The sequence below is a fragment of the Streptomyces sp. ISL-43 genome (assembly GCF_018614195.1).
Lineage (GTDB): Bacteria > Actinomycetota > Actinomycetes > Streptomycetales > Streptomycetaceae > Streptomyces.
In genome coordinates, this window is record NZ_JAGGOT010000052.1 from 41,022 (window position 1) to 64,940 (window position 23,919).

The 23,919-nt window shown below is 71.1% G+C and carries 28 protein-coding genes; 8 read left to right on the forward strand and 20 right to left on the reverse strand.

Going from position 1 to position 23,919, the window contains the following annotated elements:
* Position 1: 1 nt before the first annotated feature.
* From J7F03_RS28410 to J7F03_RS28460, 11 genes are all read right to left on the reverse strand, one after another.
* A complete protein-coding gene (locus tag J7F03_RS28410; RefSeq protein ID WP_214954432.1) occupies positions 2-2,497 on the reverse strand; it encodes a hypothetical protein in 2,496 nt (831 codons plus the stop codon).
* A 73-nt stretch (positions 2,498-2,570) separates the two neighbouring features.
* Positions 2,571-3,377, reverse strand: a complete 807-nt coding sequence (locus tag J7F03_RS28415; protein ID WP_214954434.1) for a hypothetical protein — start codon at positions 3,375-3,377, stop codon at positions 2,571-2,573.
* A complete protein-coding gene (locus J7F03_RS28420; RefSeq protein WP_214954436.1) occupies positions 3,374-3,592 on the reverse strand; it encodes a hypothetical protein in 219 nt (72 codons plus the stop codon). The genes J7F03_RS28415 and J7F03_RS28420 overlap by 4 nt, the downstream gene beginning before the upstream one ends.
* Before the next feature lie 9 nt (positions 3,593-3,601).
* Positions 3,602-3,901, reverse strand: a complete 300-nt coding sequence (locus tag J7F03_RS28425; protein ID WP_214954438.1) for a hypothetical protein — start codon at positions 3,899-3,901, stop codon at positions 3,602-3,604.
* Positions 3,898-4,302 carry a helix-turn-helix domain-containing protein gene (locus J7F03_RS28430; protein WP_214954440.1) on the reverse strand — a complete coding sequence of 135 codons (405 nt, stop codon included), beginning with the start codon at positions 4,300-4,302 and terminating at the stop codon, positions 3,898-3,900. The genes J7F03_RS28425 and J7F03_RS28430 overlap by 4 nt, the downstream gene beginning before the upstream one ends.
* Complete coding sequence (locus J7F03_RS28435; RefSeq protein WP_214954442.1) at positions 4,286-4,663, reverse strand: hypothetical protein; 378 nt, start codon at positions 4,661-4,663, stop codon at positions 4,286-4,288. The genes J7F03_RS28430 and J7F03_RS28435 overlap by 17 nt, the downstream gene beginning before the upstream one ends.
* 57 nt (positions 4,664-4,720) lie before the next feature.
* Entirely contained in the window at positions 4,721-4,954 is a 234-nt protein-coding gene (locus J7F03_RS28440) for a hypothetical protein (protein ID WP_214954444.1), read from the reverse strand.
* Positions 4,955-5,144: 190 nt separating this feature from the next.
* Positions 5,145-7,190 carry a bifunctional DNA primase/polymerase gene (locus tag J7F03_RS28445; RefSeq protein WP_214954446.1) on the reverse strand — a complete coding sequence of 682 codons (2,046 nt, stop codon included), beginning with the start codon at positions 7,188-7,190 and terminating at the stop codon, positions 5,145-5,147.
* Positions 7,171-7,464, reverse strand: coding sequence for a hypothetical protein (locus tag J7F03_RS28450; RefSeq protein WP_214954448.1), 294 nt, complete (start codon positions 7,462-7,464; stop codon positions 7,171-7,173). The genes J7F03_RS28445 and J7F03_RS28450 overlap by 20 nt, the downstream gene beginning before the upstream one ends.
* Positions 7,461-8,000, reverse strand: coding sequence for a hypothetical protein (locus J7F03_RS28455; protein WP_214954450.1), 540 nt, complete (start codon positions 7,998-8,000; stop codon positions 7,461-7,463). Before J7F03_RS28455 ends, J7F03_RS28450 begins: the two co-directional genes overlap by 4 nt.
* 143 nt (positions 8,001-8,143) lie before the next feature.
* On the reverse strand, positions 8,144-8,359 hold the full coding sequence (locus J7F03_RS28460) for a DNA-binding protein (protein WP_214954452.1): 216 nt from the start codon (positions 8,357-8,359) through the stop codon (positions 8,144-8,146).
* 139 nt (positions 8,360-8,498) lie between these two features.
* On the opposite strand from J7F03_RS28460, the gene J7F03_RS28465 reads away from it, so the two are divergent.
* Positions 8,499-9,029 (forward strand): helix-turn-helix domain-containing protein, encoded by a 531-nt coding sequence (locus J7F03_RS28465; protein WP_214954454.1) that lies wholly within the window; start codon positions 8,499-8,501, stop codon positions 9,027-9,029.
* A gap of 27 nt (positions 9,030-9,056) precedes the next feature.
* Positions 9,057-10,244 (forward strand): tyrosine recombinase XerC, encoded by a 1,188-nt coding sequence (xerC, locus tag J7F03_RS28470; RefSeq protein WP_214954456.1) that lies wholly within the window; start codon positions 9,057-9,059, stop codon positions 10,242-10,244.
* A gap of 186 nt (positions 10,245-10,430) precedes the next feature.
* Here xerC and J7F03_RS28475 read toward each other — a convergent pair whose 3' ends face one another.
* The 3 genes from J7F03_RS28475 to J7F03_RS28485 form a co-directional block, all read right to left on the reverse strand.
* A complete protein-coding gene (locus J7F03_RS28475) occupies positions 10,431-11,222 on the reverse strand; it encodes an SGNH/GDSL hydrolase family protein (protein WP_214954457.1) in 792 nt (263 codons plus the stop codon).
* 153 nt (positions 11,223-11,375) lie between these two features.
* Positions 11,376-12,395 (reverse strand): hemolysin family protein, encoded by a 1,020-nt coding sequence (locus J7F03_RS28480; RefSeq protein ID WP_214954460.1) that lies wholly within the window; start codon positions 12,393-12,395, stop codon positions 11,376-11,378.
* A complete protein-coding gene (locus tag J7F03_RS28485) occupies positions 12,392-13,732 on the reverse strand; it encodes a hemolysin family protein (protein ID WP_214954462.1) in 1,341 nt (446 codons plus the stop codon). The genes J7F03_RS28480 and J7F03_RS28485 overlap by 4 nt, the downstream gene beginning before the upstream one ends.
* Before the next feature lie 208 nt (positions 13,733-13,940).
* Here J7F03_RS28485 and J7F03_RS28490 point away from each other — a divergent pair, with 208 nt between their 5' ends.
* Positions 13,941-14,366 carry a GNAT family N-acetyltransferase gene (locus J7F03_RS28490; protein ID WP_214954464.1) on the forward strand — a complete coding sequence of 142 codons (426 nt, stop codon included), beginning with the start codon at positions 13,941-13,943 and terminating at the stop codon, positions 14,364-14,366.
* A 19-nt stretch (positions 14,367-14,385) separates the two neighbouring features.
* Here the strand turns inward: J7F03_RS28490 and bioD are convergent, their stop codons facing one another.
* From bioD to bioB, 3 genes are read right to left on the reverse strand one after another with little or no spacing between them, the layout of a single operon-like run.
* Positions 14,386-15,114: a dethiobiotin synthase gene (bioD, locus tag J7F03_RS28495; RefSeq protein ID WP_214954466.1), complete on the reverse strand. Its 729-nt coding sequence runs from the start codon at positions 15,112-15,114 to the stop codon at positions 14,386-14,388.
* A gap of 1 nt (position 15,115) precedes the next feature.
* Complete coding sequence (locus tag J7F03_RS28500; RefSeq protein ID WP_214954468.1) at positions 15,116-16,438, reverse strand: adenosylmethionine--8-amino-7-oxononanoate transaminase; 1,323 nt, start codon at positions 16,436-16,438, stop codon at positions 15,116-15,118.
* Positions 16,431-17,666 (reverse strand): biotin synthase BioB, encoded by a 1,236-nt coding sequence (bioB, locus tag J7F03_RS28505; protein ID WP_214954470.1) that lies wholly within the window; start codon positions 17,664-17,666, stop codon positions 16,431-16,433. Before bioB ends, J7F03_RS28500 begins: the two co-directional genes overlap by 8 nt.
* 154 nt (positions 17,667-17,820) lie before the next feature.
* Here bioB and J7F03_RS28510 point away from each other — a divergent pair, with 154 nt between their 5' ends.
* Positions 17,821-18,993: an 8-amino-7-oxononanoate synthase gene (locus J7F03_RS28510; protein WP_214954472.1), complete on the forward strand. Its 1,173-nt coding sequence runs from the start codon at positions 17,821-17,823 to the stop codon at positions 18,991-18,993.
* Positions 18,994-19,056: 63 nt separating this feature from the next.
* Here the strand turns inward: J7F03_RS28510 and J7F03_RS28515 are convergent, their stop codons facing one another.
* Together J7F03_RS28515 and J7F03_RS28520 are read right to left on the reverse strand one after the other, a co-directional pair.
* The gene (locus J7F03_RS28515) at positions 19,057-19,278 is read right to left on the reverse strand and encodes a DUF397 domain-containing protein (protein ID WP_214954474.1); all 222 of its coding nucleotides are present in this window, start codon (positions 19,276-19,278) and stop codon (positions 19,057-19,059) included.
* Positions 19,279-19,290: 12 nt separating this feature from the next.
* On the reverse strand, positions 19,291-20,175 hold the full coding sequence (locus J7F03_RS28520) for a helix-turn-helix transcriptional regulator (RefSeq protein ID WP_214954476.1): 885 nt from the start codon (positions 20,173-20,175) through the stop codon (positions 19,291-19,293).
* A gap of 196 nt (positions 20,176-20,371) precedes the next feature.
* Here J7F03_RS28520 and J7F03_RS28525 point away from each other — a divergent pair, with 196 nt between their 5' ends.
* Positions 20,372-20,827 carry an ATP-binding protein gene (locus tag J7F03_RS28525; protein WP_214954479.1) on the forward strand — a complete coding sequence of 152 codons (456 nt, stop codon included), beginning with the start codon at positions 20,372-20,374 and terminating at the stop codon, positions 20,825-20,827.
* A gap of 30 nt (positions 20,828-20,857) precedes the next feature.
* Here J7F03_RS28525 and J7F03_RS28530 read toward each other — a convergent pair whose 3' ends face one another.
* Positions 20,858-21,250 carry a VOC family protein gene (locus tag J7F03_RS28530; RefSeq protein ID WP_214954481.1) on the reverse strand — a complete coding sequence of 131 codons (393 nt, stop codon included), beginning with the start codon at positions 21,248-21,250 and terminating at the stop codon, positions 20,858-20,860.
* Positions 21,251-21,566: 316 nt separating this feature from the next.
* Here J7F03_RS28530 and J7F03_RS28535 point away from each other — a divergent pair, with 316 nt between their 5' ends.
* From J7F03_RS28535 to J7F03_RS28545, 3 genes are read left to right on the forward strand one after another with little or no spacing between them, the layout of a single operon-like run.
* Positions 21,567-21,869, forward strand: coding sequence for an urease subunit gamma (locus J7F03_RS28535; protein ID WP_214954483.1), 303 nt, complete (start codon positions 21,567-21,569; stop codon positions 21,867-21,869).
* Positions 21,870-21,883: 14 nt separating this feature from the next.
* A complete protein-coding gene (locus tag J7F03_RS28540) occupies positions 21,884-22,195 on the forward strand; it encodes an urease subunit beta (protein ID WP_214954485.1) in 312 nt (103 codons plus the stop codon).
* On the forward strand, positions 22,188-23,909 hold the full coding sequence (locus J7F03_RS28545; RefSeq protein ID WP_214954487.1) for an urease subunit alpha: 1,722 nt from the start codon (positions 22,188-22,190) through the stop codon (positions 23,907-23,909). Before J7F03_RS28540 ends, J7F03_RS28545 begins: the two co-directional genes overlap by 8 nt.
* Positions 23,910-23,919 lie beyond the last annotated feature (10 nt).

A 23,919-nucleotide genomic window follows, 5' to 3' on the forward strand; every position in this document is an offset into this window, starting at 1 on the left:
CCTATCGTGAGCCGAATACGGTCTCGACCGTGCCGCCGGTCTTCTGGACGATGCCGCGAATGAGCTCCCGCATCTCCTGCGGGCCAGCCAGCTCGACGACGATCCGTGTGGGAGCCGCACCCCCGGACCTGCCTCCGCCGCTGGCGCCGAGGGCCATCCCCGGCATAGCCCCGGCGAGCATCATCGATTCGGTGGCCTGGCCAACTGCCCCCAGCTGACTGCTGATGCCGTTGGCGAAGGCCTCGCCAAGCGCCCGGCCGGAGTAGAGCGTCCACCCCTTCCCGGAGAAGGGGCCTTCCTTGGCCGGCGAGAAGGGGAAGAAGTTCCGCGCGGCTGAGACAACGCCAGACGCGGCATCTTTCACCCTGCCCACCTGCGACTTGATGCCGTCGATGAAGCCGCGGATCAGTGACGCGCCGGAGTTCCACAGGACGTGGCCGAGGTCGCCGAGAGCGCCCGCGGCCTGGGAGGGGATTTCCCGGATCCTGGCAATGGCCTCGTCGCGCTTCTGCCGCACGCCCTGGTTGAAGCGGCCGCCAGCCTCCTGAATGCGCCCCCACAGCACGGGCGCCAGGCTGGCGAGCGCCGCACCCGCCCGGGCGGGCAGTTCGACGAGCAGCCGGACGAACGAGTCGACGGCACCCTGAACCATGAGCTTCGCGGCCGCCCAGGCCCCGGAGAAGTCGCCCTGGAGCAGGGCCACGACGGCTTGGAGCCCGGGCATGACGACGGTGTTGATGACGTTGCCGAGTTCGCCCGCGAAGACGCCGGCGAGCTTGGACACCCAGCCCATGACGGTGATGAGCAGGGGCGTCATCTTCGTCAGGACGTTCGCGACCAGGATGATCAGCTGTGCGATGACCGGAGCCAGTGCTACGAGGAGCTGAGCGAACATTCCGGCGAGCTGGGCGATGAGCGGTGCGAACGCGGTCATCTGGGCCGAGATGATCGGCATGACGGCCTGTACGAGCACCATCAGGGCATCCACGATGGGCTGGATGACCGGGATGAGCGCGGCCAGGATCGGCTCCAGCGCCGACATCAGGATCCCGGCGAGTTGGGCCACCACCGGGGCCAGCGCCTTGAAGATGCCAGCGACCAGCCCGAGGAGGGGCGTCAGTGCGGGCAGGAGCTGCGCCACGAGCGACCCGATGACCGGGAGCAGCGGGGCCACCGCGTCCAGCAACGAGCCCACGGCCTGCGCAGCGACCTCAAGGACCGGCCCCAGTGCCGCGATGATCTGCCCGAGTAGCGGGCCGAGGAGCTGGATGATCCGCTGGATGGGCGGGCCCAGCGCGGTGAAGACCGGGGCGATGGCACGCAGGGCCTGCGCGAGGAGCGGGGCAAGCGTCTTCCCGAGCGTCGCCATCGTCTCGAAGACGGCCCGCATGCCTGCCTGTACGCCGGGGCTGGCGAACGCGGTGGCCAGGGCGCCCGACACGTCCCGCAGGACACCCAGCATGCCGCCACCGGACGCCTGCGCGGCCTTGAAGACGCTCCCCAGGATGGAGAAGACGTTCCCGGCCACCTCGCCGATCTGCTTGATGACGACGATGGCCTGATCGATGGCCCTGGTCATCGCGCCCGACTCGAACGCCTTCGAGATCTTCTCGGAGATGTTGTCCGCGCCGTTGCCTGCGGCGTCAGTGATGCGACGGAACGCGGGGGCGGCCGCGGCACCAACCTGGGTGAAACCGAGCATGAGTTGCGAGGGGATCCGTGACAGATTGGTCAGGCCGTCCGTGGCGCCCTTCAGGGCCTGACCGAGGACACCGGACTTAGACATTCCGATCGCAGTGTTCCCGATGTTCTTGCCCATGAGGTTCAGGGCGCCCGCAGCGTCGAACAGTCCGGCCCGCAGCACCGGCAGGGTGTGCTGCCCCATGCCCTTCAGGACCCCGTCCAGGCCGCTGAACAGACGCTGCTGCACGCCCTGTTGCAGCTCCTTGAAGGCGGGGGCAAAGCTCTTCACGACCCGCGCGAAAGCCTGCGCGGACGGCGCGAGGTTCTTGATGGCCTCCTCGAACGCGGCCGGGTTGCTGGGATCCATGGCGGCCTTGACGGCGTCCCCGACACCCTTCATGCCGAGCTTCATCGCCTGCGTGGCCAGCACCACCGCAAACATGCCCGTCGCTGCGACACCGGCCGCCGGGGCGATCTGTCCGATCGCGGCGGCGAGGCCCGCGGCGGCCGGCACAGCGGTCCCGAACATCGCGGCGATCTTCCCGACGCTGAGCACCGCACCGCCGAGGCCTCCGAGGGCGCCCACGATGCCCGAGAGATTCAGGCGGAAGCGGTGGCCCTCACGCCCCGCCTCGGCGAACCCCATGCTGATGCGCTCGGCTAGGCCCGCGAAGGTCCCGTCAAGGCGCCTGAGGCGGCCCTCGGCGTCCTGCTGAAAGCCGCGCATCTGGAGTTCGGCTGAGGCCAGACCTCGGCGCATGCCGCTGTCGTCCGCGTTGATGTTGGCGACGAGCTCGCCGATGGTCAGCGCCATCCGGGGTCCTCACCGATTGCCTGAGGCAACCATTAGTCGAAGAGAAAGCCCGCCTCTCCGAGGCGGGCAGGGGTCAGGCGGCACCAGTAGCGTGCAGGGCCGACTGCGGGTCGATCGGGTGATACGTCGCGCCAATCGGCGCCCGTCGTGTGGCCACCGCGTGAGCCTGTTCCTTGCGGTCCATCTGGGCCCACTGCTCCGTGGTGAACCGCCACTCCGCGGCCAGCGCGGGAGCGGCCTTCAGGACCCGGCCAAGGGTGCCGTCTGGGTGGCCGAATGCCTCGATCACCGACGACTCCGGGACGTCTCGCAGCCCCGTTCCGAGCCGTACAGCAGCGGCGATCAGCTCGGCCGCAGATAGGTACACGGCACTCGCATCGGGCCTGCTGACGCTCACGCCGTCGGCGCTGCGGCTGAGCCCGTACGCGGACACCGGAACCTGCGCGCCGGCTTGGGTGAGTTCGAAGTCGAGGTCCCGGATCGCGTTGCTGATGCCGCGGATCTGCTCGTTGCGGGGCAGAGCAACGGCCACCAGCGCGGCAACGGCCTCAGAGACGACACGAACGGCGTCAACGAGCGCATCCCGGTCTGCGTCCTCCGCGATGACGCGGGCCTGACCCGCCAATTGCTGCGCCCGCGCCTTACGGTCCGCCTCCTCGGCGGCCGTGAGCTTGCGCTGCGCGGCAGTGACACGCAGCTGCGCAAAGTCGGAGAGCTGCTGGGCTTCGGCGAGCTTCTGCGCGGTGACCCTGGAGTCTCCCTCCCGCGCACGCTCAGTCAGCGCCTCGACCAGTTCCTGAGCCTCGGCCTGCTCCTGGCGAACAGCGGCGGCGGCTTCGCGTGCGGCGGCGGGGGTGAGGGCGTCCTCGATGGTGGTCATCGATGCTCCTGTTCTGCGCCCGCGCGGGCGGCGTTGAGAACGCGTTGGGCCACGATGGCCCTACGGGATTCGGGGAGGGCGTCCCATGCGGGGGTGCCGTACAGCTTTGCGTCGGCGTCGATGCCAGCCACGAGGCTGGAGTCCTGCGGGCCGCGGGTCTGCTGGTCGAGGGCGGCCGCTACGGCGGCCTGCAATGCGGGGCGTTGGACGGTCACAGCGGCCTCCTACGGCCAGTAGTTGCGGAGGGGTTCGCCCGGCTGCGCGGCGTCCTGCAAAGTGACGGACTGGCTTCGCGGGTAGGTGCGGGTCTCCATGTCCTGCATGCGGGCGACCGCGGTTGTGTACGCGCCTGGGGCCCCGTCGGGGGCCGCCTCGATGGTGTAGCCGGCGGAGGTGAAGTAGGGGAGGTGCCGGTCGTTGTCGGCTACGTAGGCCTCGCCACGGATGAACCACACCGGTGCGGGTGAGGTGATGGCGTGCGGGCCGTGCACGACGGCCCCGGCGGGTGCTGTCACCTTCTTCATGCCGCGTCCCCTTTCCTGTAGGCCTCCAGCGAGGCCGCGTCTACGAGCCAGACCGGGCCGGCGCGGCGGGCCCGCAGCCGGCCCGACCGGGCCAGGCGCCGCGCGTACTCGGGGCTGCACTCCAGGAGTGCGGCGGCCTGCTGCGCGGTTAGTTCCACCGTGGCAGGAGCGACGGCAGGGGTTCCGGCGGCGGAACTGGCCTGCTGGTGCTGCTCGTCGGCCGCGTGCAGGGCGTACAGCAGGCGACGGACGGCCGGGGAGACCTCGCCCCCGTCGGCCCGTACACGGGCGGTCAGGTCTCGCACGAGGGCCCGGAGGACTTCACCGGCCACTGCGGCGGGCACCAGGACCGCGCCGTCGGGGCGGACGAGGCGGCCGAACCCCTCAGGCTGCGTCGTCACCGTTCTGCCCCTGCTGCTCGCGGCGCCGCTGCCGCTCGTCGAGGCGGGCCAGCAGGCGGGCGGCCCGCTCGTCGCCACGACGGGCGGCCGGGCGGAGCGTCGCCCGCATCTTGTCCTCGGCGGCCTTGAGCACGCGCTTGTTCCGGGCGCTAGAACTCTCTGCCGCCTCCAAGTCGCCGGCCAGGCGGCCGAGGTGCTCGGCGGCCTCGGCGACGATCGAGGACAGGGCCGGCATGAGGTTGGGGTCGTGCTTCACCGCCTCCTTGTGGAGGCGTGCAGCGGCCCGGCGGAAGCGGGCGTTGGCCTGGTCCAGCTCGGGCCGTCCGGGGTACGGGACGGGTCTTTCGGGGGTGTTAGGCACGGCGGGGTCCTCTCGTACATGTACGGGGGTGTTGTGCGCGAGGGGCAAGGAACCGGTTCAGCGGCGGAAGGTGTCCGGCACGCGGGCGGCCCGAGCAAGGTCGGGGGCTGCGGGGAGGGTGCCGGCCAGTACGGGGCATCCGTCGTCGTGTTCGATGCCGGCGTGCAGGTCGTTGCCGTTGGTTGCGAGGTGGGTGACTTCGCCGGTGCAGTGGCCGCATTGGTAGTTGCTGACCATGCGGGCGATGAGGTGTTTGTCGCCTGCGACGAACGTGCTGTGAGCGATGGGCATGAGGTCCTCCGGTCTGGGTCTCACGTCTCCCCCCCCTCTAAGGGGGGTGGGATTCGTGAGGGTTGGGCGTGTGAGGTGCGTGAGGGTCCGCGTGAGGCTCTGAGCTGGGAATCTCCTCTCGGCGTGAGGCTGTGTGAGGGGCGCGTGAGGGGTCACGCGAATCGGGGTGCGTGAGGCCCTGCGTGAGGGGTCAGGCGAGGTCCGCGCGACCGAGGTAATAGCGGGCGGGCTCGCCTGCGGTCTGGGAGTCGACTCGTGTCAGGTGCCCGGAGCGGGTGAGCTTGTCGAGCTTTCGGCGGGCCTTCTCGCGCTGCGCCGGGGTGACCTTCTTCGTCTCGAAGATGGCCTCGGCTGCGGCCATCGCGGTGACCCCGTGAACGCCGCCGCGCCGCGCCATGTCGAGGAGGTCCGCCGCGTGCTGGACGTCCGTCGTGCCGGCCTCGTGGTCGTGGACGAGGTGGAACGGGCCCACCTCGTCCATCGGCTGCTTGAGGTGGCGGAAGGAGACGAGCGGGTCGCCTGCCTCGCCCCAGAGGAGGACCACGGATCCGGCACCCGAGGTGATCCAGGTGGATCCGTAGATGTCGGCCATGGTGTTGGGGGCGGCGCCGTTGGGGCCGCGCTTGATGACGTGGTGGTTCTCCAGGACCTGTACGCCCTCGGCCAAGGCCTTCTGTCGGGCCCGGTTGTAGCCGGCGCCGACGGCGTCGTCGGAGAGGCCGATCGCGGCGTCCTTGATGCTGTCGATGACCACGGTGTCGGCCTTGGCCTTCTCGCACATCGCGGCCAGGATCTCCGGGCGCTTCGCGAGGTCGAAGGGCGGCGGCCCTTCCCAGACGACGAGGTGGTCGTTCAGGTACGCAGGATCGTCACGGCCGAAGATGCGCGCGCCCGCCCGGCGGGTCTGTGACGGCCTGTCCATGGCCAGCAGCAGCACGACCTTGCCCGGTGCTACGGGGAACCCCAACACGTTCTGTTGGAGCCCCAGGCGGGCCCGGATGAGCTGGTGCGCGAGCGTCGTCTTGCCGACGCCCTGCGGCGCGGCGATGAGCAGGGCCTCGCCCTCGGCCCACAGAACGTCTCCACCTGCACCCCACACGGCCGGCGGGGTGGCCGGGACGTCGTGGAAGAACGCGCCACCGCGCTTGAAGGACGTGACCGCGGCGCCCGGGGGTTCCTCGGCGGGCTCGGGCTCCGGCTCCCTGAGAGTGAAGGAGGTCCGCGTCCGGTCGTGCTGCGGCGGCGTCTCGTCGCGGGGCTCGGGTACGAGCAGCCCGGTGAAGTCGTTCCGGGCGTCCGCGCGGGCCACAGGCGGCCACGGCTGGCGGGGCTGTGCCATGCCGGCGCGGAGCCCGGATTCGATGGTGGCGAGCGCGCGGCCTTCGGGGTGGTTGCCCGCTCGGGCTGCGGCGAGGAGGTCCTCGCGGGCCTCGCCCTCGGTGAGGGCTCCGGCGCCGACGAGGGTGCCGAGGCTGAACGCGGCCGTGTTGATCGCGGTGTTCTGCTCGCCGTTGGCGGCCCGGGTGATCGCGTCGCACTCCGCCTGCACGACCTTGCGCGTGTAGACGTCGTGCCGGTCGGCCGGGATGACGATGTCCGTCGTGGGCCCGGCCGGGGCGGAGGCGCGCGCTTGGAGCGCTTCGAGGAGCCACGCGGGCGCCGCAACGGGCGGCTGATCGGGGTTCTCCAGGGTGTAGACGACGCCCGTCGCGTGGACGGAGCCGAGGGCGATCACGTAAGCGTTCCCGGCACGGACGTCCCCGTCGAACTTGCCTTTCAGGGCGCCGAGTCCGTTGCCGAGCTTGGCCTCGGCCGGGGCCCAGTAGTAGTCGTGGTGGCCTTTCGCAGTGTGTACCCGCATGGTGGGCGTGTGCTCGTACCCGAGGCCTTTGGCGGTGTCCTCCAGCGCCCCGGGGCGATCGCTGTCCATGACGAGCAGCTGCTCGCCGTTCGGGCCGGAGCACCCGCCAACGTAGACACCGACGTTGCGGGGCGGCCCGGAGAACAGCCGGCGCACCTCCTGCTCGTCGCGGAGCGGCGTCTTCGTGAACGGTTCGGCCGGGTGCTTCCCTCGGTCGGTGCAGGTGGCCGGGTTGTGGCCTTGGCCGATGCCCGCGCAGCGCTCGGCGCCCGGGTGGTCGGCCGCGAACACCTTGAACTGCCGCTGCGCGAGCCAGAGCGCGCCCGCGAGGGGCGTCTCGGCTACGGCCTGCGGGTCAATGGCGTGCGTGGTCAACGTGCTGCTCCGTCTTCTCCGTCGCGATCTCCTCTGCTAGGGCGAGGACATCCGCGGCCCAGTTCCGGGCGGCCGTGCGTACGGCGCGGGCGGAGGGCTGGTCTTCGAGTGAGGCTCGGATCGATCCGAGGGTGAGTTCGCGGCGGGCGCGTTCGGCGCGGGCGCGGATCAAGAACTCTTCGGTGTACGGGGCCGGGGGCCAGGCGCCGCCGGGCACGCCCGAGGGCCCCGCCACATCTGCGGCGGGGCGATCGGTCGTGCGGGTCGTCGTCACCGACCGGCCTCGGCGGCGGCCACCAGGGCCTCGACGGCGTCGAGGTGGGCCCGCAGCTCGGCGATCCGGCCGCGGGCTTCGGCTGGGGTGAGGTCCTCGTCCAGGAGGCCGATCTTCACGCCGTTGCCCCAGTCGATGACGTTGACGGGCAGGACTTCGCGGCCGTAGACGTCCGTGCAGGTCGCCGAGGTGCAGGCGCTCATGTGCTCGTCGTGGCGGCCGGTCTCGACGCACCAGCTGTGCACGTCACACGGCGTCTTCGGGGCCGTGGGCGTCTTCATCTTTTCGAGGATGGCGAGGACGTCGGCGAGGACGGCGGGGGAGTCTCCGGCCTTGCGGATCTCGCGGGCCACGGTGTCGAGGAAGGACCGGTAGTTCTCGTCCTGGCCTTCCTTGGCCTTTTCGAGGCCGTCCAGGACGCGGACGGCGCGGGCGGTCAGGGTCGGGGACGCCGGCGGAAGGTCCGCGAGGAGGGGAAGGGTCTTGCCGGTCGGCTCCGTGACAGTGGCGAGCGCGGTGGTGGAGGTGCGTGTCATAGTGGTGCCATCCGTTCTGTGTTGAAGCCTCGGGGTCCGTGTCCAAGCGGGGGCCTCGGGGCTTCGGCGTGTACGGGATTGGATAGGCCCTCAGCGCGGGATCACGTGGTGCGTCAACACCGCGCCCCTGCTGGGGGCCGCTTTCATGCGGCTTCGAGCAGCCGCACCAGCGAGGCCGTAACGACCCGCTTAGATCCGAAGTCGAGGACCCGTACGGGCGCTTCGTTCCGCTGGATCAGGGCGTAGAGCATGCTGCGAGAGATCCCGAGGGCACGAGCGGCCCGGGCCACGTCCACCGTGGCCGGCCAAGCGCGAACCTCATCAAGGGTGGGGGCCACCACCAGAGCGGCAGCGGGCATAGCTTCCTCCAGTGACTGGAAGGTCTGGCGTTCCCTGTCTGTCCACAGCTTCCACCCCCGTCCGTCCGCATGTCAAGTGTTGCCTGCCGGTCCAGAGTCATGTCATGCTGTGCCTACCATCAATAGGAGGAGACACCCGGTGCAGATCGAGAAGGTGATCGGCGGCAATATGCGTCGCATCCGCGAGCAGTGCGGCCTGTCTCAGACCGATCTCGGGGCGGCGCTGGGCCAGCACATCGGCCGAAGCTGGAGCCGGCAGGCTGTATCCGCGGCCGAGCAGGGGCGACGTTCGTTCACCGCCGCTGACTTGCTGGGTCTGTCGCTGACCCTGGACGTCTCGGTGCCCGAACTCTTCTTCCTCGCAGACTGGCGTAGTGAGGGGCGCGTGCAGCTGGGGGAGGGGGCGGAGATCGGGGCGGACGCCTACCGGGAGCGCATCCTGCATGAACTTGACGCCTCGAATTCGGCGCAGCTGATGATCAAGGCTGATGTGCAGGAACTGGGGGCCGCTGTCGTCAAGATGCGCGAGCAGCACGCCAAGGCTGGCGCGGCACTTGCTGGCCTGGAGGTGGGCCTTGTGTACGCGGCGAAGGTGGCCCAGCTCATGACGGAGGCAGAGGCGGCCGCACTGACTTCCGAGATGGAACGGCTGGACGCCGACGGCAAGTAGGCCACGGGGAGCCTGGGAGGGGGAGTCATGGCTGAGATCAAGAAGGTCGTCCTACAGAGCGGGAAGACTCGGTACCGGACCGTGGTCGACGCCGGCCACGACGAGACCGGCAAGCGTATTCAGCTCACCATCACCCGGGACACCATCACCGAGGTTAAGAACGAGCGGGCCCGGGTCCAGGCGGAACGGGCGTCCGGCACGTTCATCGCCCCGAACAAAATCACCCTTACTGAGTGGCTGGACCAGTGGCTGGAGTACAAGCGGCGCGACGTCGAGGAGACGACGATCCGCACGTACCGGCTCGCCCTGATCCACGTCTACGACCGGCTCGGCGGCATCCGTCTCCAGGAACTCACCGAGGACCACGTACGCGACTTCGTCGACGAGGTCATCGCCACGGGCCGGCGCAAGGGCGGCCAGCCCGGTACCCGCCTTGCCGTGTCGACGGTCGAGGGGATCCTGACCCGTCTCCGTGAGGCCCTCGGCCGTGCCGTGGTCCGCCGGATGGTCGGCGTGAACGTCGCCTCCGAGGTGCGGCCCTCGCTCGCGGACAAGAAGACCGACAAGCGGGAGCGCACCCGGGCCAAGCCCTGGAGCGTGGACGAGGTGCAGGCGTTCCTCCAGGGCACCCTGGAGGAGCGGTTGTTCGCTCCGCTGCTGCTGTCCCTGATGGGCCTCCGGCCGGCCGAGGTCTGCGGCATGAAGTGGGCGGACATCGACCTGGAGGCGGGGCTCCTCAGCATCACTCAGACCCGCACGATGATGGGCAACCACACGGTGCTGGAGAAGGACACCAAGACCGCGGCCGGCGAGCGGGCCTTGCCCCTGCCTCGGTGGCCCTGGGCGGCCCTCAAGGCGCTCCGGGCCCGGCAGGATGAGGAGAAGGAAGCCGCGGGCGACGGGTACACCGACACGGGGTACGTCGCCGTCAACGAACTCGGGATCCCGCTGAACACCCGCCAGTTCCGGGAGTACGCCTACGGGCTGATGGAAGCTGCGGGCCTGCGGAGGGTCCGGCTGTACGACGCCCGCCACTCGACCTTGAAGGCCATCGCGCTGAGCGGCGTCCCGGACGTCATCCTCGCCGCGTGGGCCGGCCATACCAATGCGGCGCTCACGAAGCGTAAGTACGTGTCCATCGAAGCCGAGGACATGCGAGCGGCCGCGGATGCCCTGGACGTCTTCTACGGAGGTGAACTCACAGCCCTAGCGTGAGAAATTGTGAGAGATGATCTCCCTGAGATCTCTCCCTAAGTCTCTGATCAGGCAAAACAGCTTGTGGCGTAGAACAGTGGAGGGATTCTACTTGGGCCGCCGCTGTGTGTTTACGCAGGTAGGGGCCCCACCCGGGATTGTGGCTTGCTACGAGAGCCGGCGGGGGAGCGCCGGGCCCCGGGAGGCCTACGGGAGCCGCTCGCCGGCCGCGGCCCCGTACGGCAGCAGCTCCGGGCGCTTGGACGGGAGGCCGTCCCCGCTGGAGCGGCCCGTCAGGCGGCGGCCGACCCACGGCAGCAGGTGCTGTCGCGCGAAGCTGAGGTCCTGCGCCCGGCGCACGGCCCAGCCCGGCGGGACGGCCGCGGGCAGCTCGGCGCGCCAGTCCTCCTCGGCCGGCAGGCCCAGCGCCTGCCAGACGGCCTCCGCGACCCTGCGGTGGCCCTCCGCCGTCAGGTGCAGCCGGTCCACGTCCCACATCCGGGGATCGGCGAGCACGGAGGCCCCGTACAGGTCCACCACGACGGCGCCGTGCCGCGCGGCGAGCTCCTCGACGATGACGAAGACCTCCTCCATGCGCGGGCGGAAACGATCCATCACGGGCCCGTCGCGCCCCGGGGAGCGCATCAGGACCAGCGTCCCGCAGGCGGGAGCCAACAGGCCGACGGCCTCCTCCAGGTGTCCGCGGACCCGGCCCATGTCGACCTTGGGCCGCAGGGCGTCGTTCAGCCCGCCGACCAGAGTCACCACGTCGGCGCCCATCGCGGCGGCCGCCGGCGCCTGCTCCTCGGCGATCTGCCCGATGAGCTTGCCGCGGACCGCGAGGTTCGCGTAGCGGAAGCCGGGCTCGCGCGCGGCCAGGCGGTCGGCCAGCAGATCGGCCCAGCCCCGGTAGGAGCCGTCCGGGAGCAGGTCCGACATGCCCTCGGTGAAGGAGTCGCCGACCGCGACGAAACTGGTGTAAGACGCATTCATCTCCATGGCGGGAGCGATGCTACCGCGCGGTACGCCTGCCCCGCAGGCGGGACCGGCGTACCGGGGAGACGCAGGCCGGACTTGGGCCCTGTCGTCGAAGTGGTGCCTGGCCCGCAGCGCCCGCCGCGGGCCTTACCGGCTCCGCTTCGACGACATGGCCTATGCCGAGGCCGGCCTGCCGAACAGCTCCCGCAGAACGTCCTCCATCGTGACCAGACCCGTCATGGCGCCGTCGGGGCCGAGTACCGCCGCCAGGTGCGTACGGCTGCGCCGCATCGCGGTCAGCACGTCGTCCAGCGGGGTCTCCGCCCGCACCTGGGCGATCGGCCGCAGCGCGGAGACCGGGAACGGCTCGTCCCGCTCCGCCACGTCCAGGGCGTCCTTGACGTGCAGGTATCCCAGGATCCGGTGCTGTGCGTCGATCACCGGGAAACGGGAGTACCCCGACGCCGCCGACAGCTGCTCGAGCCCGGCCGGCGTGATGCCCTCCCGGGCCGGAACGACCCGGTCCGCCGGCAGCACCACATCGGTCACCGGCCGCCGCCCCAGCTCCAGGGCGTCGTGCAGCCGCTCGCTCGCCCGGTCGTCGATGAGCCCCGCGTCACTGGAGTCCTTGACGATCCGGGCCAGCTCGTCGTCCGAGAAGGTCGCCCCGACCTCGTCCCTGACCTCCACCCGCAGCAGCCGCAGCAGGGCGCTGGCGAAGGCGTTGATCGCGAAGATCACCGGCCTCAGCGCCCGCGTCAGGGTCACCAGCGGCGGGCCCAGCAGCAGCGCGGTCCGCACGGGTTCGGCCAGCGCCACGTTCTTCGGCAGCATCTCGCCGAAGAGCATGTGCAGGTACGTGGCCAGCGCCAGCGCCACCACGAAGGAGATCGCGTGCGTCAGCCCGCCCGGCACCCCGAAGAAGTCGAAGGCGGGGGTCAGCAGGTGCGCGATGGCCGGCTCGGCCACCACACCCAGCACCAGGGTGCACAGCGTGATGCCCAGCTGGGCCGCCGCCATCAGCGCCGACACGTGTTCCAGGCCCCACAGCACGGCGCGCGCCCTGCGGTCGCCGCTCTCGGCATACGGTTCGATCTGGCTGCGCCGGACCGAGATCAGCGCGAACTCCGCGCCGACGAAGAAGGCGTTGACGACCAGGGTCGCCAGGCCGATCAGCAACTGGACGACGGTCATCGGGTCTCCTCCGCACCATGGCCACCGGTGGGCTCGACCGGCACGTGCAGCAGCACCCGCGCGGCCCGCCGCCCACTCGCGTCCACCACGTCCAGACGCCAGCCGTCGAGGTCCAGGCTGTCGCCGACCACCGGGATCCGCCCCAGTTGGGTCGCTATCAGTCCGGCCAGGGTCTCGTACGGGCCGTCGGGCACGCGCAGTCCGATCCGCTGGAGCTGGTCGGTGCGCGCGGAGCCGTCCGCGGAGTACAGCGCGCGCCCGGAGGCGTCCTCCCCGGCCGAGGCCAGATCGGGGGTCTCGTGCGGGTCGTGCTCGTCGCGGACCTCGCCGACGACCTCCTCGACGATGTCCTCCAGCGTGGCCACACCGGCCGTGCCGCCGTACTCGTCGATGACGACGGCCATCGTCTGCTTGCCGGACAGCCGGTCCAGCAGCCGGTCCACGGTGAGCGACTCCGGTACGAGGAGCGGTTCGCGCAGCAGCTGCGACACCGGGTGGCGGTGCCGCTCCTCGGCGGGCAGCGCCAGTACGTCCTTGATGTGGACGGTGCCGACGACGGTGTCGAGGCTGCCCCGGTAGACGGGGAAGCGGGACAGGCCCGTGGCGAGCGTCGCGTTGGCCACGTCCTCGGCGGTGGTCTGCACGTCGAGGGCGGTGACCTGGACGCGCGGGGTCATGACGTTCTCCGCGGTCAGGTCGGCGAGGTTCAAGGTCCGCACGAACAGCTCGGCGGTGTCCTTCTCCAGGGCGCCCGCCCTCGCGGAGTGCCGGGCGAGGGCCACCAGCTCCTGCGGGGTGCGCGCGGAGGCGAGCTCCTCGGTGGGTTCCAGGCCGAACCGGCGGACCATGTGGTTCGCCGTGGTGTTCAGATGGCTGATCAGGGGCTTGAAGGAGCGGCTGAAGACCCGCTGCGTCGTGGCGACGCGCTTGGCGACGGCCAGCGGTGAGGAGATCGCCCAGTTCTTGGGCACGAGCTCGCCGACGACCATCAGGACGACGGTCGACAGCACGGTGCCGAGGACGAGGGCGGTGGAGGACGCGGCGCCGGCGGACAGTCCCATGGCCTTGAAGGGGCCCTTGAGCAGGGCGGCGATCGAGGGCTTGGAGATCATGCCGATGACCAGGCCGGTCACGGTGATGCCCAGCTGGGCGCCGGACAGCTGGAAGGTCAGGCTGCGGACGGCGGCCATGGCGCTGTCGGCGCCGCGCTCGCCGCGCTCGACGGCCCGCTCCAGCTCGCTGCGCTCGATGGTGGTCAGCGAGAACTCGGCCGCGACGAAGATTCCGCAGACGACACAGAGCAGCAGGGCCAGGAGAAGCAGGAGCACTTCGGTCATCGGTCGGTCACCTCCGTCCCATGATCGGCCAGGAGGAGGCGTGTCGCGCGATGTCGCGTACCGGAATGAAGGGGGCTGGGAGGCTCGCCCATGGGCGGACGCTCACACCTTTCGTTTCGAGGTGAACCGTTGGCTACATGGTAAAGGAAGGGCAAAGGGATCGGATCATCCTTTTGGCGGAGCGAACCGTGCGTGATGGGATCCGCCCATGAACGATCTTCGTATCGAACCCGCCGCGGCGGCCGACCTCGCCACCGTCCTCGACTTCTGGAAGGCGGCCGCCGAGGGCACGAGTATCAGTGACGACCTCGACGGCGTCGAGCGCCTCCACGCCCGCGACCCGCAGGCGCTGCTGCTCGCCCGCCGGGGCGGCGAACTGGTGGGCACGGTCATAGCCGGGTTCGACGGCTGGCGGTGCCACCTGTACCGGCTCGCGGTGCACCCGGACCACCGCCGCCAGGGGATCGGGTCGATGCTGCTGGCCGCCGCCGAGGAGCGGTTCGCGGCGCTCGGCGGGCGGCGCTCCGACGCGATGGTGCTCAACCGGAACGAGCGCGGGCAGCGGGCGTGGGAGGCCGCCGGCTACCACCCCGAGGACCACTGGACACGCTGGGTCAAGCCGCTGGACGGGTGACCCCGCCCCCCGGCCCCGCCTACGCCGGCCAGCTGGTCAGGAAGGAGCCGGCGGACCAGGTGCCCGCCAGGGGCGCGGCCAGCCAGGAGGGGGCCGCCGCGCGGAAGGCGGCCGGGTCCCACGAGCCCGCGCCCGAGGGGATCGCGCCCAGGAGGGGGAGGGCGGAGACCGAGGGCAGGTCGGCCAGGTTGCACCGGGCCGCCAGGCCGGGGTCGGCGGGCCAGCTGCCGATCACCACGCCGAGAGCGTCGAGCTCCCGGGCCCGGAGGGCTTCCGCGGTCAGGGCCGTGGAGTTCAGCGTGCCCAGACCCGCCGGCGCCACGATCAGGGTCGGAGCGCCGAGGAGCCGGGCGGCGTCGGCCAGGGTGTTGCCGGCCTCGTCGAAGCGGACCAGCAGACCCCCCGCACCCTCGACCAGGACCAGGTCGTGGGAGCGGGCGAGGCGCTGCGCGGCTTCCGCGATCCGCGCGGGGGAGAGCGTCGCCAGGCCCGCGCGGCGGGCTGCCGTGTCCGGGGCCAACGGCTCGGGGTAGCGGGCCAGTTCCACCGCGGTGACGGCGGAGCCGGCCAGCCGGACGGCTTCCGCGGCGTCCCCGGGCTCGTCCGGGCCGACCCCCGTCTGGGCCGGCTTGAGGACGGCCACCGAGCGGCCGGCGGCGAGCGCCGCCGCCGCGACGGCCGAGGTCACGACCGTCTTGCCGATCTCCGTGCCCGTGCCCGAGATGACGAGTACCGAGGGGGCGGGCACGTCAGGCCTCCTTCGCGGCCGCGACGACGCCGCGGCAGATGCGGGCAAGGTCGCCGTCGCCGGTGACGAACGGCGGCATCGTGTAGATCAGGTCCCGGAACGGGCGCAGCCAGACGCCTTCCCGGACCGCCGCCCGGGTGGCGCTCGACATGTCGACTTGGTGATCGAGCTGGATCACGCCGATCGCGCCCAGGACGCGGACGTCCTTGACCCCGGGCAGGGAGGCCGCCGGGGTCAGGCCTTCGAGGAGGCCCGCCTCTATGCGCTTGACCTCGCGCTGCCAATCCTGGCCGAGGAGCAGGTCGATCGAGGCCAGCGCCACCGCCGTGGCGAGCGGGTTGCCCATGAAGGTCGGTCCGTGGGCCAGGACGGGGACTTCGCCCCGGGAGATGCCGTCCGCCACCCGCGCCGTGCAGAGGGTGGCCGAGAGGGTGAGGTACCCGCCGGTCAGCGACTTGCCCAGGCACATCACGTCCGGGGTGATCCCCGCGTGGTCCGCCGCGAACAGCGCGCCCGTGCGGCCGAAGCCGGTGGCGATCTCGTCGAGGATCAGCAGGACGCCGAACTCGTCGCACAGCTCGCGCAGGACGCGGAGGTAGCCCGGGTTGTGGAAGCGCATGCCCCCCGCGCCCTGGACCACCGGTTCCACGATGACCGCTGCCAGCTCGTCCGCGTGCGCCTCGACCAGGGAGCGCAGGTGGGCGACGTAGGCGGGGTCGACCGGTGCGCCGAACCCGCTCGGCGGGGCGTCCGCGAAGAGCTGGCGCGGCAGGACGCCCGACCACAGCTCGTGCATGCCGCCCTCGGGGTCGCAGACGGCCATCGGCTGCCAGGTGTCCCCGTGGTAGCCGCCGCGCCAGGTGAGCAGGCGGGTCTTCGCGGGGCGGCCGACCGACCGCCAGTACTGGAGGCACATCTTGACCGCGACCTCGACCGAGACCGAGCCCGAGTCGGCGAGGAAGACGTGTTCCAGGCCGGCCGGGGTGATCTCGACGAGCTTCGCGGCGAGCCGGACGGCGGGCTCGTGGGTGAGCCCGCCGAACATCACGTGCGCCATGCGGCCGAGCTGGCCGGTCACCGCCTCGTTGAGGGCGGGGTGGTTGTACCCGTGGATCGCCGACCACCACGAGGACATGCCGTCGACCAGCTCGTCCTGGCCCTCGGAAGGCTCGGCGAGCCGCAGCCGGACCCCCGAGGCGGACGCGACGACCAGCGGATCCTGCCGCCCGGGCATCGGTCCGTAGGGGTGCCAGACGTGCTGCCGGTCCAGCGCGAGCAGTTCGGCGGCCGGCAGCACGTCGGGCGAGTGGCGCTGATCAGGCATTGGGGGCGAGATCCGTTCCCGCGCCGCGGCGGCGCACGGCCACCAGTCCGGGCCGGACGTCGCCCGCCTCCGCCTGGGCCGGTACGGGGGCCTCGTGCTCGGCGTGCCCCGAGCAGCCGCCGCACGCCGAGCCGCAGCCGGCCTGGTCCGCCGGATCGGAGGATCCGCAGACCGAGGCGCCGCCGCCCTGGGAGCCGCAGCCCCCGGTGGCCGCCCCGACCTCGGAGCGGTGCGCGGGGAGGGTCGACGTACCGGCGCCCTCCACCTCGAAACCGGCGTCCGCGATCATGTCGAGGTCGGCCTGTCCGGCCTGGCCCTCGCTGGTCAGGTAGTCGCCCAGGAAGATGGAGTTGACCAGGTGCAGGGCGAGGGGCTGCATGGTGCGCAGGTGCACCTCGCGGCCGCCCGCGAGGCGGACCTCGACGTCGGGGCAGACGAAGCGGACCATCGCGAGGATGCGCAGGGCGCGCTGCGGGGTGAGGTTCCACTCCTCGGCCAGCGGGGTGCCCTCGAAGGGGATCAGGAAGTTGACCGGCACCGAGTCGGGGTCCAGCTCGCGCAGCGAGTAGACGACGTCGACGAGGTCCTCGTCGCTCTCGCCCATGCCCGCGATCAGGCCGGAGCAGGCCGACAGGCCGGCGGCGTGCGCCTTCTGCACCGTGTCGACCCGGTCCGCGTAGGTGTGGGTCTTGGTGATCTGGCCGTACGTGGCCTCGGAGGTGTTGAGGTTGTGGTTGTAGGCGTCCGCGCCCGCGTCCTTGAGGCGCTCCGCCTGGCCGTCCGACAGCAGGCCGAGGCAGGCGCACACCTCGACGCCCTCGTTCTGCTCCTTGATGGCCTCGATGGTCTTGCCGACGCGGTCCACGTCCCGGTCCGTCGGACCGCGCCCGCTCGCCACCAGGCAGACCCGCTTCGCCCCGCCGGCGACGCCGGCGGCCGCGGCCTGGGAGGCCTCTTCGGGTTTCAGCCACGTGTACTTGAGGATCTCGGCCTTCGACCCCAGCCGCTGGGAGCAGTACGAGCAGTCCTCGGGACAGAGCCCCGATTTCAGGTTGACCAGGTAGTTCAGCTTGACCCGACGCCCGAACCACTGGCGGCGCACCTTGCCGGCCGCGGCCACCACGTCGAGCAGTTCGTCGTCAGAGGTCGCCAGCACGGCGAGTGCCTCTTCGCGGGTCGGCAGCTCGCGCCGCAGCCCCTTGTCCACGAGGGTGTTCAGCAGGTCCATGACGCCGATCCTGGACCACGTGACCACTCCCGGCCAAGGAGGGATCGAACAACATGGCCGGAACGGAGTGTGTGTATCGCCACACCTGGCACTCGAGTCACGGCGGCTAGGGTCGGGCAGGTCTGTGGACTGCCGACAAACGCGAGGACCGCCGATGCCCCAGAACACCCCCGCCCCCGTGGACGTCTTCTCCTGGATCGACGACGCGGAGCGGGCCCGGGAACAGGCCGGACTCGTCCGGACGCTGCGTCCGCGCCCGGCCTCCTCGCCGCTCCTCGATCTCGCGAGCAACGACTACCTCGGGCTGTCCCGGCACCCCGAGACCGTCCGGGGTGCGCGGGAGGCGGCCGAGCGGTGGGGCGCCGGGGCCACCGGATCGCGTCTGGTCACCGGGACGACCGAGCTGCACGCGGAGCTGGAGCGCGAGCTGGCCGCCTTCTGCGGGTTCGAGGCCGCGCTCGTGCTCTCTTCCGGATACGCGGCCAACCTCGCCGCCGTCACCGCGCTCAGCGGCCGGGGCACGCTGGTCGTCTCCGACGCGGGCAACCACGCCTCGATCGTGGACGGCTGCCGGCTCTCGCGCGCCGAGACCGCCGTCGTTCCGCACTCCGACCCCGACACGGCCGCGAAGACGCTCGCCGCCCACGAGGGCCGGGCGCTGCTGGTCACCGACTCGGTGTTCTCGGTCGACGGCGACGCCGCTCCGCTCGCCGGCTACGCCGAGGTCTGCCGGACCGCCGGCGCGGCCCTGCTCGTGGACGACGCGCACGGGCTCGGCGTCCTCGGCGAGGGCGGCCGGGGCGCGCTGCACGCCGCCGGGCTCGCGGGCGCGCCCGGGGTGGTCGCGACCATGACCCTCTCGAAGTCCCTGGGCAGCCAGGGCGGGGCCGTGCTCGGCCCGGCCAAGGTGATCCGGCACCTGGTCAACACGGCCCGGACCTTCATCTTCGACACCGGGCTCGCCCCGGCCGCGACGGGCGCGGCGCTGGCCGCCCTGCGCCTGCTCCAGCGGGAGCCGGAGCGCGCCGACCGGGCCCGCCAGGTGGCCGCCGACCTGTACGGGCGGCTCACCGCGTCCGGCCTGACCGCGGCCCGGCCGGACGCGGCCGTGGTGTCGGTACGGGCCCCGTCGGCTTCGGCGGCACTGCGCTGGGCCGCCGACTGCCGCGAGGCAGGTCTGTCCGTGGGGTGCTTCCGTCCGCCGTCGGTGCCGGACGGCATCTCCCGGCTGCGGCTGACCGCGCGGGCCGATCTCACGGGGGACGAGATCGGCCGTGCCGTGGAGACGATCCTGAGGACCGCTCCGGCCGGAGCCGCGGACCGCTAGTGCCACGGACCGCTGGACGGAGCCACGGGCGCGGGTGCGCCCGTACCGTCCGTCCCCGGGTGCCTAGGCGCCCACGTCCGCTCGCACGCAGACGAGGAAGCCTTCCCAGGCCGGCCCGGTGACGAGCACGGCCGGGCCGTCCGTCCGTTTGGAATCGCGGACGGCCAGCAGGCCGCCGCCGAGGACGGCCGTTTCGACGCAGTTGTTCATTCCGGTACTGCGGCTGCTCCGCAGCCATCGCGCGCTGTTCAGAAGTCCGCCGGTGGATAAGGGGGTTGCGGACACGGGGGTGCCTCCTTACGCGTCGTCAGCGAGGGCGCTGATCAGATCCGACGAGTCGCGGGGCGGGAGGGCGTGCGCCTGGATCGTGCGGAACGCGGCGCTGTACGCCTCTAGGTCTTCCTTCCGCTCCAGATAGAGGCTACTCGTCAAATGGTCGAGTACCACCACATCCAGATCGGCGATGTTCGGAAATGAGAAAATAACGAACGGTCCGGTCAGGCCGAGATGTCCTCCCACGCTGAACGGCAATACCTGCAAACGCACTTGGGGCAGCCGGGACGCCTCCACGAGATACCGCAGCTGCTGCGCCATCACCCCCGGCCCGCCGATCTTCCGCCGCAGCACCGCCTCGTCCAGCACGGCGCTCAGCTCCAGCGGCGGATCCGCCCGCAGTACGCACTGACGCGCCAGCCGTACGTCGACCAGCGCGTCGACCTTCGGCTCCGGCAGCCCGCCCAGCGCGGCCCGGGTCACCGCGCGTGCGTACTCCGGAGTCTGCAACAGCCCGGGCACCACGGAGAGTTCGACCGTGCGGGCGGAGCGCGCTCCGGCCTCCAGGCTGATGAAGTCCCGGTACTCCTGCGGCAACAGGCCCCGGTAGTCGTGCCACCATTCGCGGCCGCGTCCGGTCTCGGCTCCCGGGGCGGGGCCGGCCGCCGAGACCGAGAGGGCTTCCAGCAGAGCGCGCTGCTGTGGACGCACGACGTCCCCGTAGGCGTCGAGCAGCAGCCGGATGTCCTCCACCTTGACGCCGCTGCGCCCCGTCTCGATGCGGCTGATCTTCGACTGGTGCCATCCCACGAGCCGGGCCGCCTCACCGCTGGTGAGTCCGGACCGGTCGCGAAGGGCACGCAGTTCCTCGCCGAGCTTGCGTCGGCGCACCGCGGGACCCTGCTGCACACCCGCCTCCTTCCACCGGCACAGCTCGCACCAGTCTGCCGTCCAAATACGCTCTTCCGTAGCAGAGTTCACTGCATCGAGCGACAGATATATGCATATCTTGGGGGATCGGCAGAAACGACGGGACTATGGGTGGCACTCTGGCGTCCAGCACAGATCCGGGGCGATTCGCCCCGGTGGGAAAGGGACCGTCGCCATGGCAGATCACCAGGAAGCATCCGTCACTCTGCCGAGCGATCCCGCCTCGGTCGCGACCGCCCGGCGATACGTCGCGCAGGTGCTGGACGGGTGGGGACTGACCGAGGGGACCGATGCAGCCGACAGCGTCCGGCTGATCGTCTCGGAGCTCGCCACCAACGCCGTGCAGCACACTTTCGGCCAGTCGCCCGCCTTCACCGTGGACATCCGCCTGGAGCGTGAGGAGTGGCTCCGCATCGGGGTCACCGACAGCCACCCGCGCTGGCCCAAGCGGCTCCCGGCCGCCGTCCAGCAGGACAACGGCCGGGGGATGGTCATCATCCGCTGGCTCACGGCGGAAGCGGGCGGCCGGCTCTCGGTCAGTCCGACCGAGGACGGCGGCAAGACCGTGTGGGTCGCCCTGCCCTGGGCCGTCGGAGCCGGAACGCCGGCGAAGAGCGCCACCGGCTGCTGAACCGGGCCCCGGCCTGCCGGGGCGCGGACCTCAAGCGGGGTTGCGTTCCTCCGCGCTGCGCTCGATGCACAGCTCGTTGCCCTCCGGGTCGGCGAGGACCACCCAGCCCAGGACGCCGTCCTCCGAGCGCCGGTCGTCCACGATCTTCGCGCCGAGTCCTACCAGGCGCTCGACGGTCTCGTCCCGCGTGCCGGTGGGCGGCTGGATGTCCAAGTGGACCCGGTTCTTGACGGTCTTGGCGTCCGGCACGCGGATGAACAGCAGTCCGGGCACACCGGGCTGCCCCGGCTCGAGCAGGATCTCGTCGTCACCTTCGACGTCGTCGGGGTGGATCGGGAAGCCGGTGACCGCAGACCAGAACTCGGCGATCTTGTACGGGTCGTGGGCGTCGAAGGTGATGTGTCGGACGGGGTTGACGAACATATGACTCCTCGCTGGGTGTTCTGTGAGTCCATGCGTATACGGAAGCAGGCCTGGCGGGCAACCGAGTTGAACCGGGTACCTGCTCGAAACGTGGGTTAACCCAACGGAAAAACACGGCACTTAGCGTGGCGGCCACGTTCGACCATCAATGATCACCCATGACCCGGCAAAGCTGCGGTGGTCGGGACGGAAAGCCTTTCTCTGCGTTGGGGCAAGACACGCTTGGCTCGGATATGCGCAGGTCAACACAGCGTTGACGACCCGTAGGGTCGGCTCGGCCCGATGCCGGTCATGTCCTGGAAGCTTGGTGATTCGAGTGCAACTGACCCCCCACGAGCAGGAGAGACTGCTCATCCACGTGGCCGCCGACGTGGCCGAGAAGCGCAAGGCGCGCGGCGTCCTCCTCAACCACCCCGAGGCGATCGCCCTGATCACCGCGCACATCCTCGAAGGCGCCCGCGACGGGCGGACCGTGTCCCAACTGATGTCCTCCGGGCGGACCGTGCTCACCCGCGCCGAGGTCATGGAGGGGATACCCGAGATGATCCACGACGTCCAGGTCGAGGCGACCTTCCCGGACGGCACCAAGCTCGTCACCGTCCACGACCCGATCGTCTGAGAGTGGGTATCCGCATGATCCCCGGCGAAATCGCCTACGGGGACGGGCCGGTGCGCCTCAACGCAGGCCGGACCGTCACCCGTCTCACCGTGCTCAACGCCGCCGACCGGCCCGTCCAGGTCGGCTCGCACTACCACTTCGCGGAAGCCAACCCCGGCCTCGACTTCGACCGGGCCGCCGCCCACGGGCTGCGGCTCGACATCGCCGCCGGCACCGCGGTCCGCTTCGAGCCGGGCATCCCGGTCGCCGTGGACCTCGTACCGCTGGGCGGGCTGCGCGTCGTGCCCGGCCTGCGCGGACAGACCGGGGGACCGCTCGATGGCTGAGATATCGCGCCGGGTGTACGCCGACCTCTTCGGGCCCACCACCGGTGACCGCATCCGCCTCGCCGACACCGACCTCTTCGTGGAGATCGAGCGGGACCTCGCCGGCGGCCCAGGCCTGGCCGGGGACGAGGCGGTCTTCGGCGGCGGCAAGGTCATCCGCGAATCCATGGGCCAGGCCCGCACCACCCGGGCCGAGGGTGCCGCCGACACGGTCGTCACCGGCGTCGTGATCCTCGACCACTGGGGCATCGTCAAGGCCGACCTCGGCATCCGCGACGGCCGGATCTGCGGCATCGGCAAGGCAGGCAACCCGGACACCATGGACGGGGTGGATCCGGCACTCGTCATAGGCCCCGAGACCGAGATCATCGCGGGCAACGGGAAGATCGTCACCGCCGGCGCCATCGACGCCCACGTGCACTTCATCTCGCCGACGATCATCGACGAGGCCCTGGCCTGCGGCACCACCACCCTCGTCGGCGGCGGCACCGGGCCCGCCGAGGGCACCAAGGCCACCACCGTCACCCCCGGACCCTGGCATCTGGCCCGCATGTTCGCCGCGCTGGAGGCGCACCCCGTCAACATCGGCCTGCTCGGCAAGGGCAACACCATGTCCCGCGAGGGCATGTACTCCCAACTGCGCGGCGGAGCACTCGGCTTCAAGCTGCACGAGGACTGGGGAACCACCCCCGCCGTCATCGACGCGTGCCTCACCGTCTGCGAGGAGACCGGCGCCCAGGCCGCCATCCACACCGACACCCTCAACGAGGCCGGGTTCGTCGCCGACACGCTCGCCGCCATCTCGGGGCGGACCATCCACTCGTACCACACCGAAGGCGCGGGCGGCGGGCACGCCCCCGACATCATCACCGTGGTCTCCGAGCCGAACATCCTGCCCAGCTCCACCAACCCGACCAGGCCGCACACCGTCAACACCGTCGAGGAACACCTCGACATGCTGATGGTCTGCCACCACCTCAACCCCGCCGTACCCGAGGACCTCGCCTTCGCCGAGTCCCGGATCCGGCCCTCCACGATCGCCGCCGAGGACGTCCTGCACGATCTCGGCGCCATCTCGATCATCTCCTCCGACTCCCAGGCCATGGGCCGGGTCGGAGAGGTGGTCCTGCGCACCTGGCAGACCGCCCACGTGATGAAGAAGCGGCGCGGCTTCCTGCCCGGGGACGGCCCCGCCGACAACCACCGGGTCCGCCGCTACGTCGCCAAGTACACGATCAACCCCGCCGTGGCCCAAGGCCTGGCCCGCGAGATCGGCTCCGTGGAGACCGGCAAACTCGCCGACCTGGTGCTGTGGAACCCCGCCTTCTTCGGGGTCAAGCCCGAACTCGTCATCAAGGGCGGCCAGATCGCCTACGCGCAGATGGGCGATGCCAACGCTTCCATCCCCACCCCGCAGCCGGTGCTGCCCCGCCCGATGTTCGGGGCCCTCGGGCGGGCGCCCGGCCTCAACTCGGTCAACTTCACCTCGCAGGCCGCCCTCGACGACGCACTGCCCGAACGGCTCGGACTCGGCAAGGAGTTCGTCGCGATCGAGAGCACCCGCAAGGTGACCAAGGCGGACATGCGCAACAACGACGCCATGCCGAGGGTTGAGGTCGACGCCGACACCTTCACCGTCACCATCGACGGAGAAGTGGTGGAACCGGCACCGGCGACGGAACTGCCCATGGCCCAGCGCTATTTCCTCTTCTGATGGAAGGGGC

What these genes read in the sequence shown, in the direction of transcription:
- bioB (WP_214954470.1), bottom strand. Translation starts at nt 17,666, where the DNA reads ATGGACCTGCTGAACACCCTCGTGGACAAGGGGCTGCGGCGCGAGCTG.
- J7F03_RS28545 (WP_214954487.1), top strand. Translation starts at nt 22,188, where the DNA reads ATGGCTGAGATATCGCGCCGGGTGTACGCCGACCTCTTCGGGCCCACC.
- J7F03_RS28455 (WP_214954450.1), bottom strand. Translation starts at nt 8,000, where the DNA reads ATGACACGCACCTCCACCACCGCGCTCGCCACTGTCACGGAGCCGACC.
- J7F03_RS28460 (WP_214954452.1), bottom strand. Translation starts at nt 8,359, where the DNA reads ATGCCCGCTGCCGCTCTGGTGGTGGCCCCCACCCTTGATGAGGTTCGC.
- J7F03_RS28440 (WP_214954444.1), bottom strand. Translation starts at nt 4,954, where the DNA reads ATGCCCATCGCTCACAGCACGTTCGTCGCAGGCGACAAACACCTCATC.
- J7F03_RS28410 (WP_214954432.1), bottom strand. Translation starts at nt 2,497, where the DNA reads ATGGCGCTGACCATCGGCGAGCTCGTCGCCAACATCAACGCGGACGAC.
- J7F03_RS28480 (WP_214954460.1), bottom strand. Translation starts at nt 12,395, where the DNA reads ATGACCGTCGTCCAGTTGCTGATCGGCCTGGCGACCCTGGTCGTCAAC.
- J7F03_RS28425 (WP_214954438.1), bottom strand. Translation starts at nt 3,901, where the DNA reads ATGAAGAAGGTGACAGCACCCGCCGGGGCCGTCGTGCACGGCCCGCAC.
- J7F03_RS28530 (WP_214954481.1), bottom strand. Translation starts at nt 21,250, where the DNA reads ATGTTCGTCAACCCCGTCCGACACATCACCTTCGACGCCCACGACCCG.
- J7F03_RS28500 (WP_214954468.1), bottom strand. Translation starts at nt 16,438, where the DNA reads ATGCCTGATCAGCGCCACTCGCCCGACGTGCTGCCGGCCGCCGAACTG.
- J7F03_RS28490 (WP_214954464.1), top strand. Translation starts at nt 13,941, where the DNA reads ATGAACGATCTTCGTATCGAACCCGCCGCGGCGGCCGACCTCGCCACC.
- J7F03_RS28525 (WP_214954479.1), top strand. Translation starts at nt 20,372, where the DNA reads ATGGCAGATCACCAGGAAGCATCCGTCACTCTGCCGAGCGATCCCGCC.
- J7F03_RS28485 (WP_214954462.1), bottom strand. Translation starts at nt 13,732, where the DNA reads ATGACCGAAGTGCTCCTGCTTCTCCTGGCCCTGCTGCTCTGTGTCGTC.
- J7F03_RS28415 (WP_214954434.1), bottom strand. Translation starts at nt 3,377, where the DNA reads ATGACCACCATCGAGGACGCCCTCACCCCCGCCGCCGCACGCGAAGCC.
- xerC (WP_214954456.1), top strand. Translation starts at nt 9,057, where the DNA reads ATGGCTGAGATCAAGAAGGTCGTCCTACAGAGCGGGAAGACTCGGTAC.
- J7F03_RS28475 (WP_214954457.1), bottom strand. Translation starts at nt 11,222, where the DNA reads ATGGAGATGAATGCGTCTTACACCAGTTTCGTCGCGGTCGGCGACTCC.
- J7F03_RS28510 (WP_214954472.1), top strand. Translation starts at nt 17,821, where the DNA reads ATGCCCCAGAACACCCCCGCCCCCGTGGACGTCTTCTCCTGGATCGAC.
- J7F03_RS28540 (WP_214954485.1), top strand. Translation starts at nt 21,884, where the DNA reads ATGATCCCCGGCGAAATCGCCTACGGGGACGGGCCGGTGCGCCTCAAC.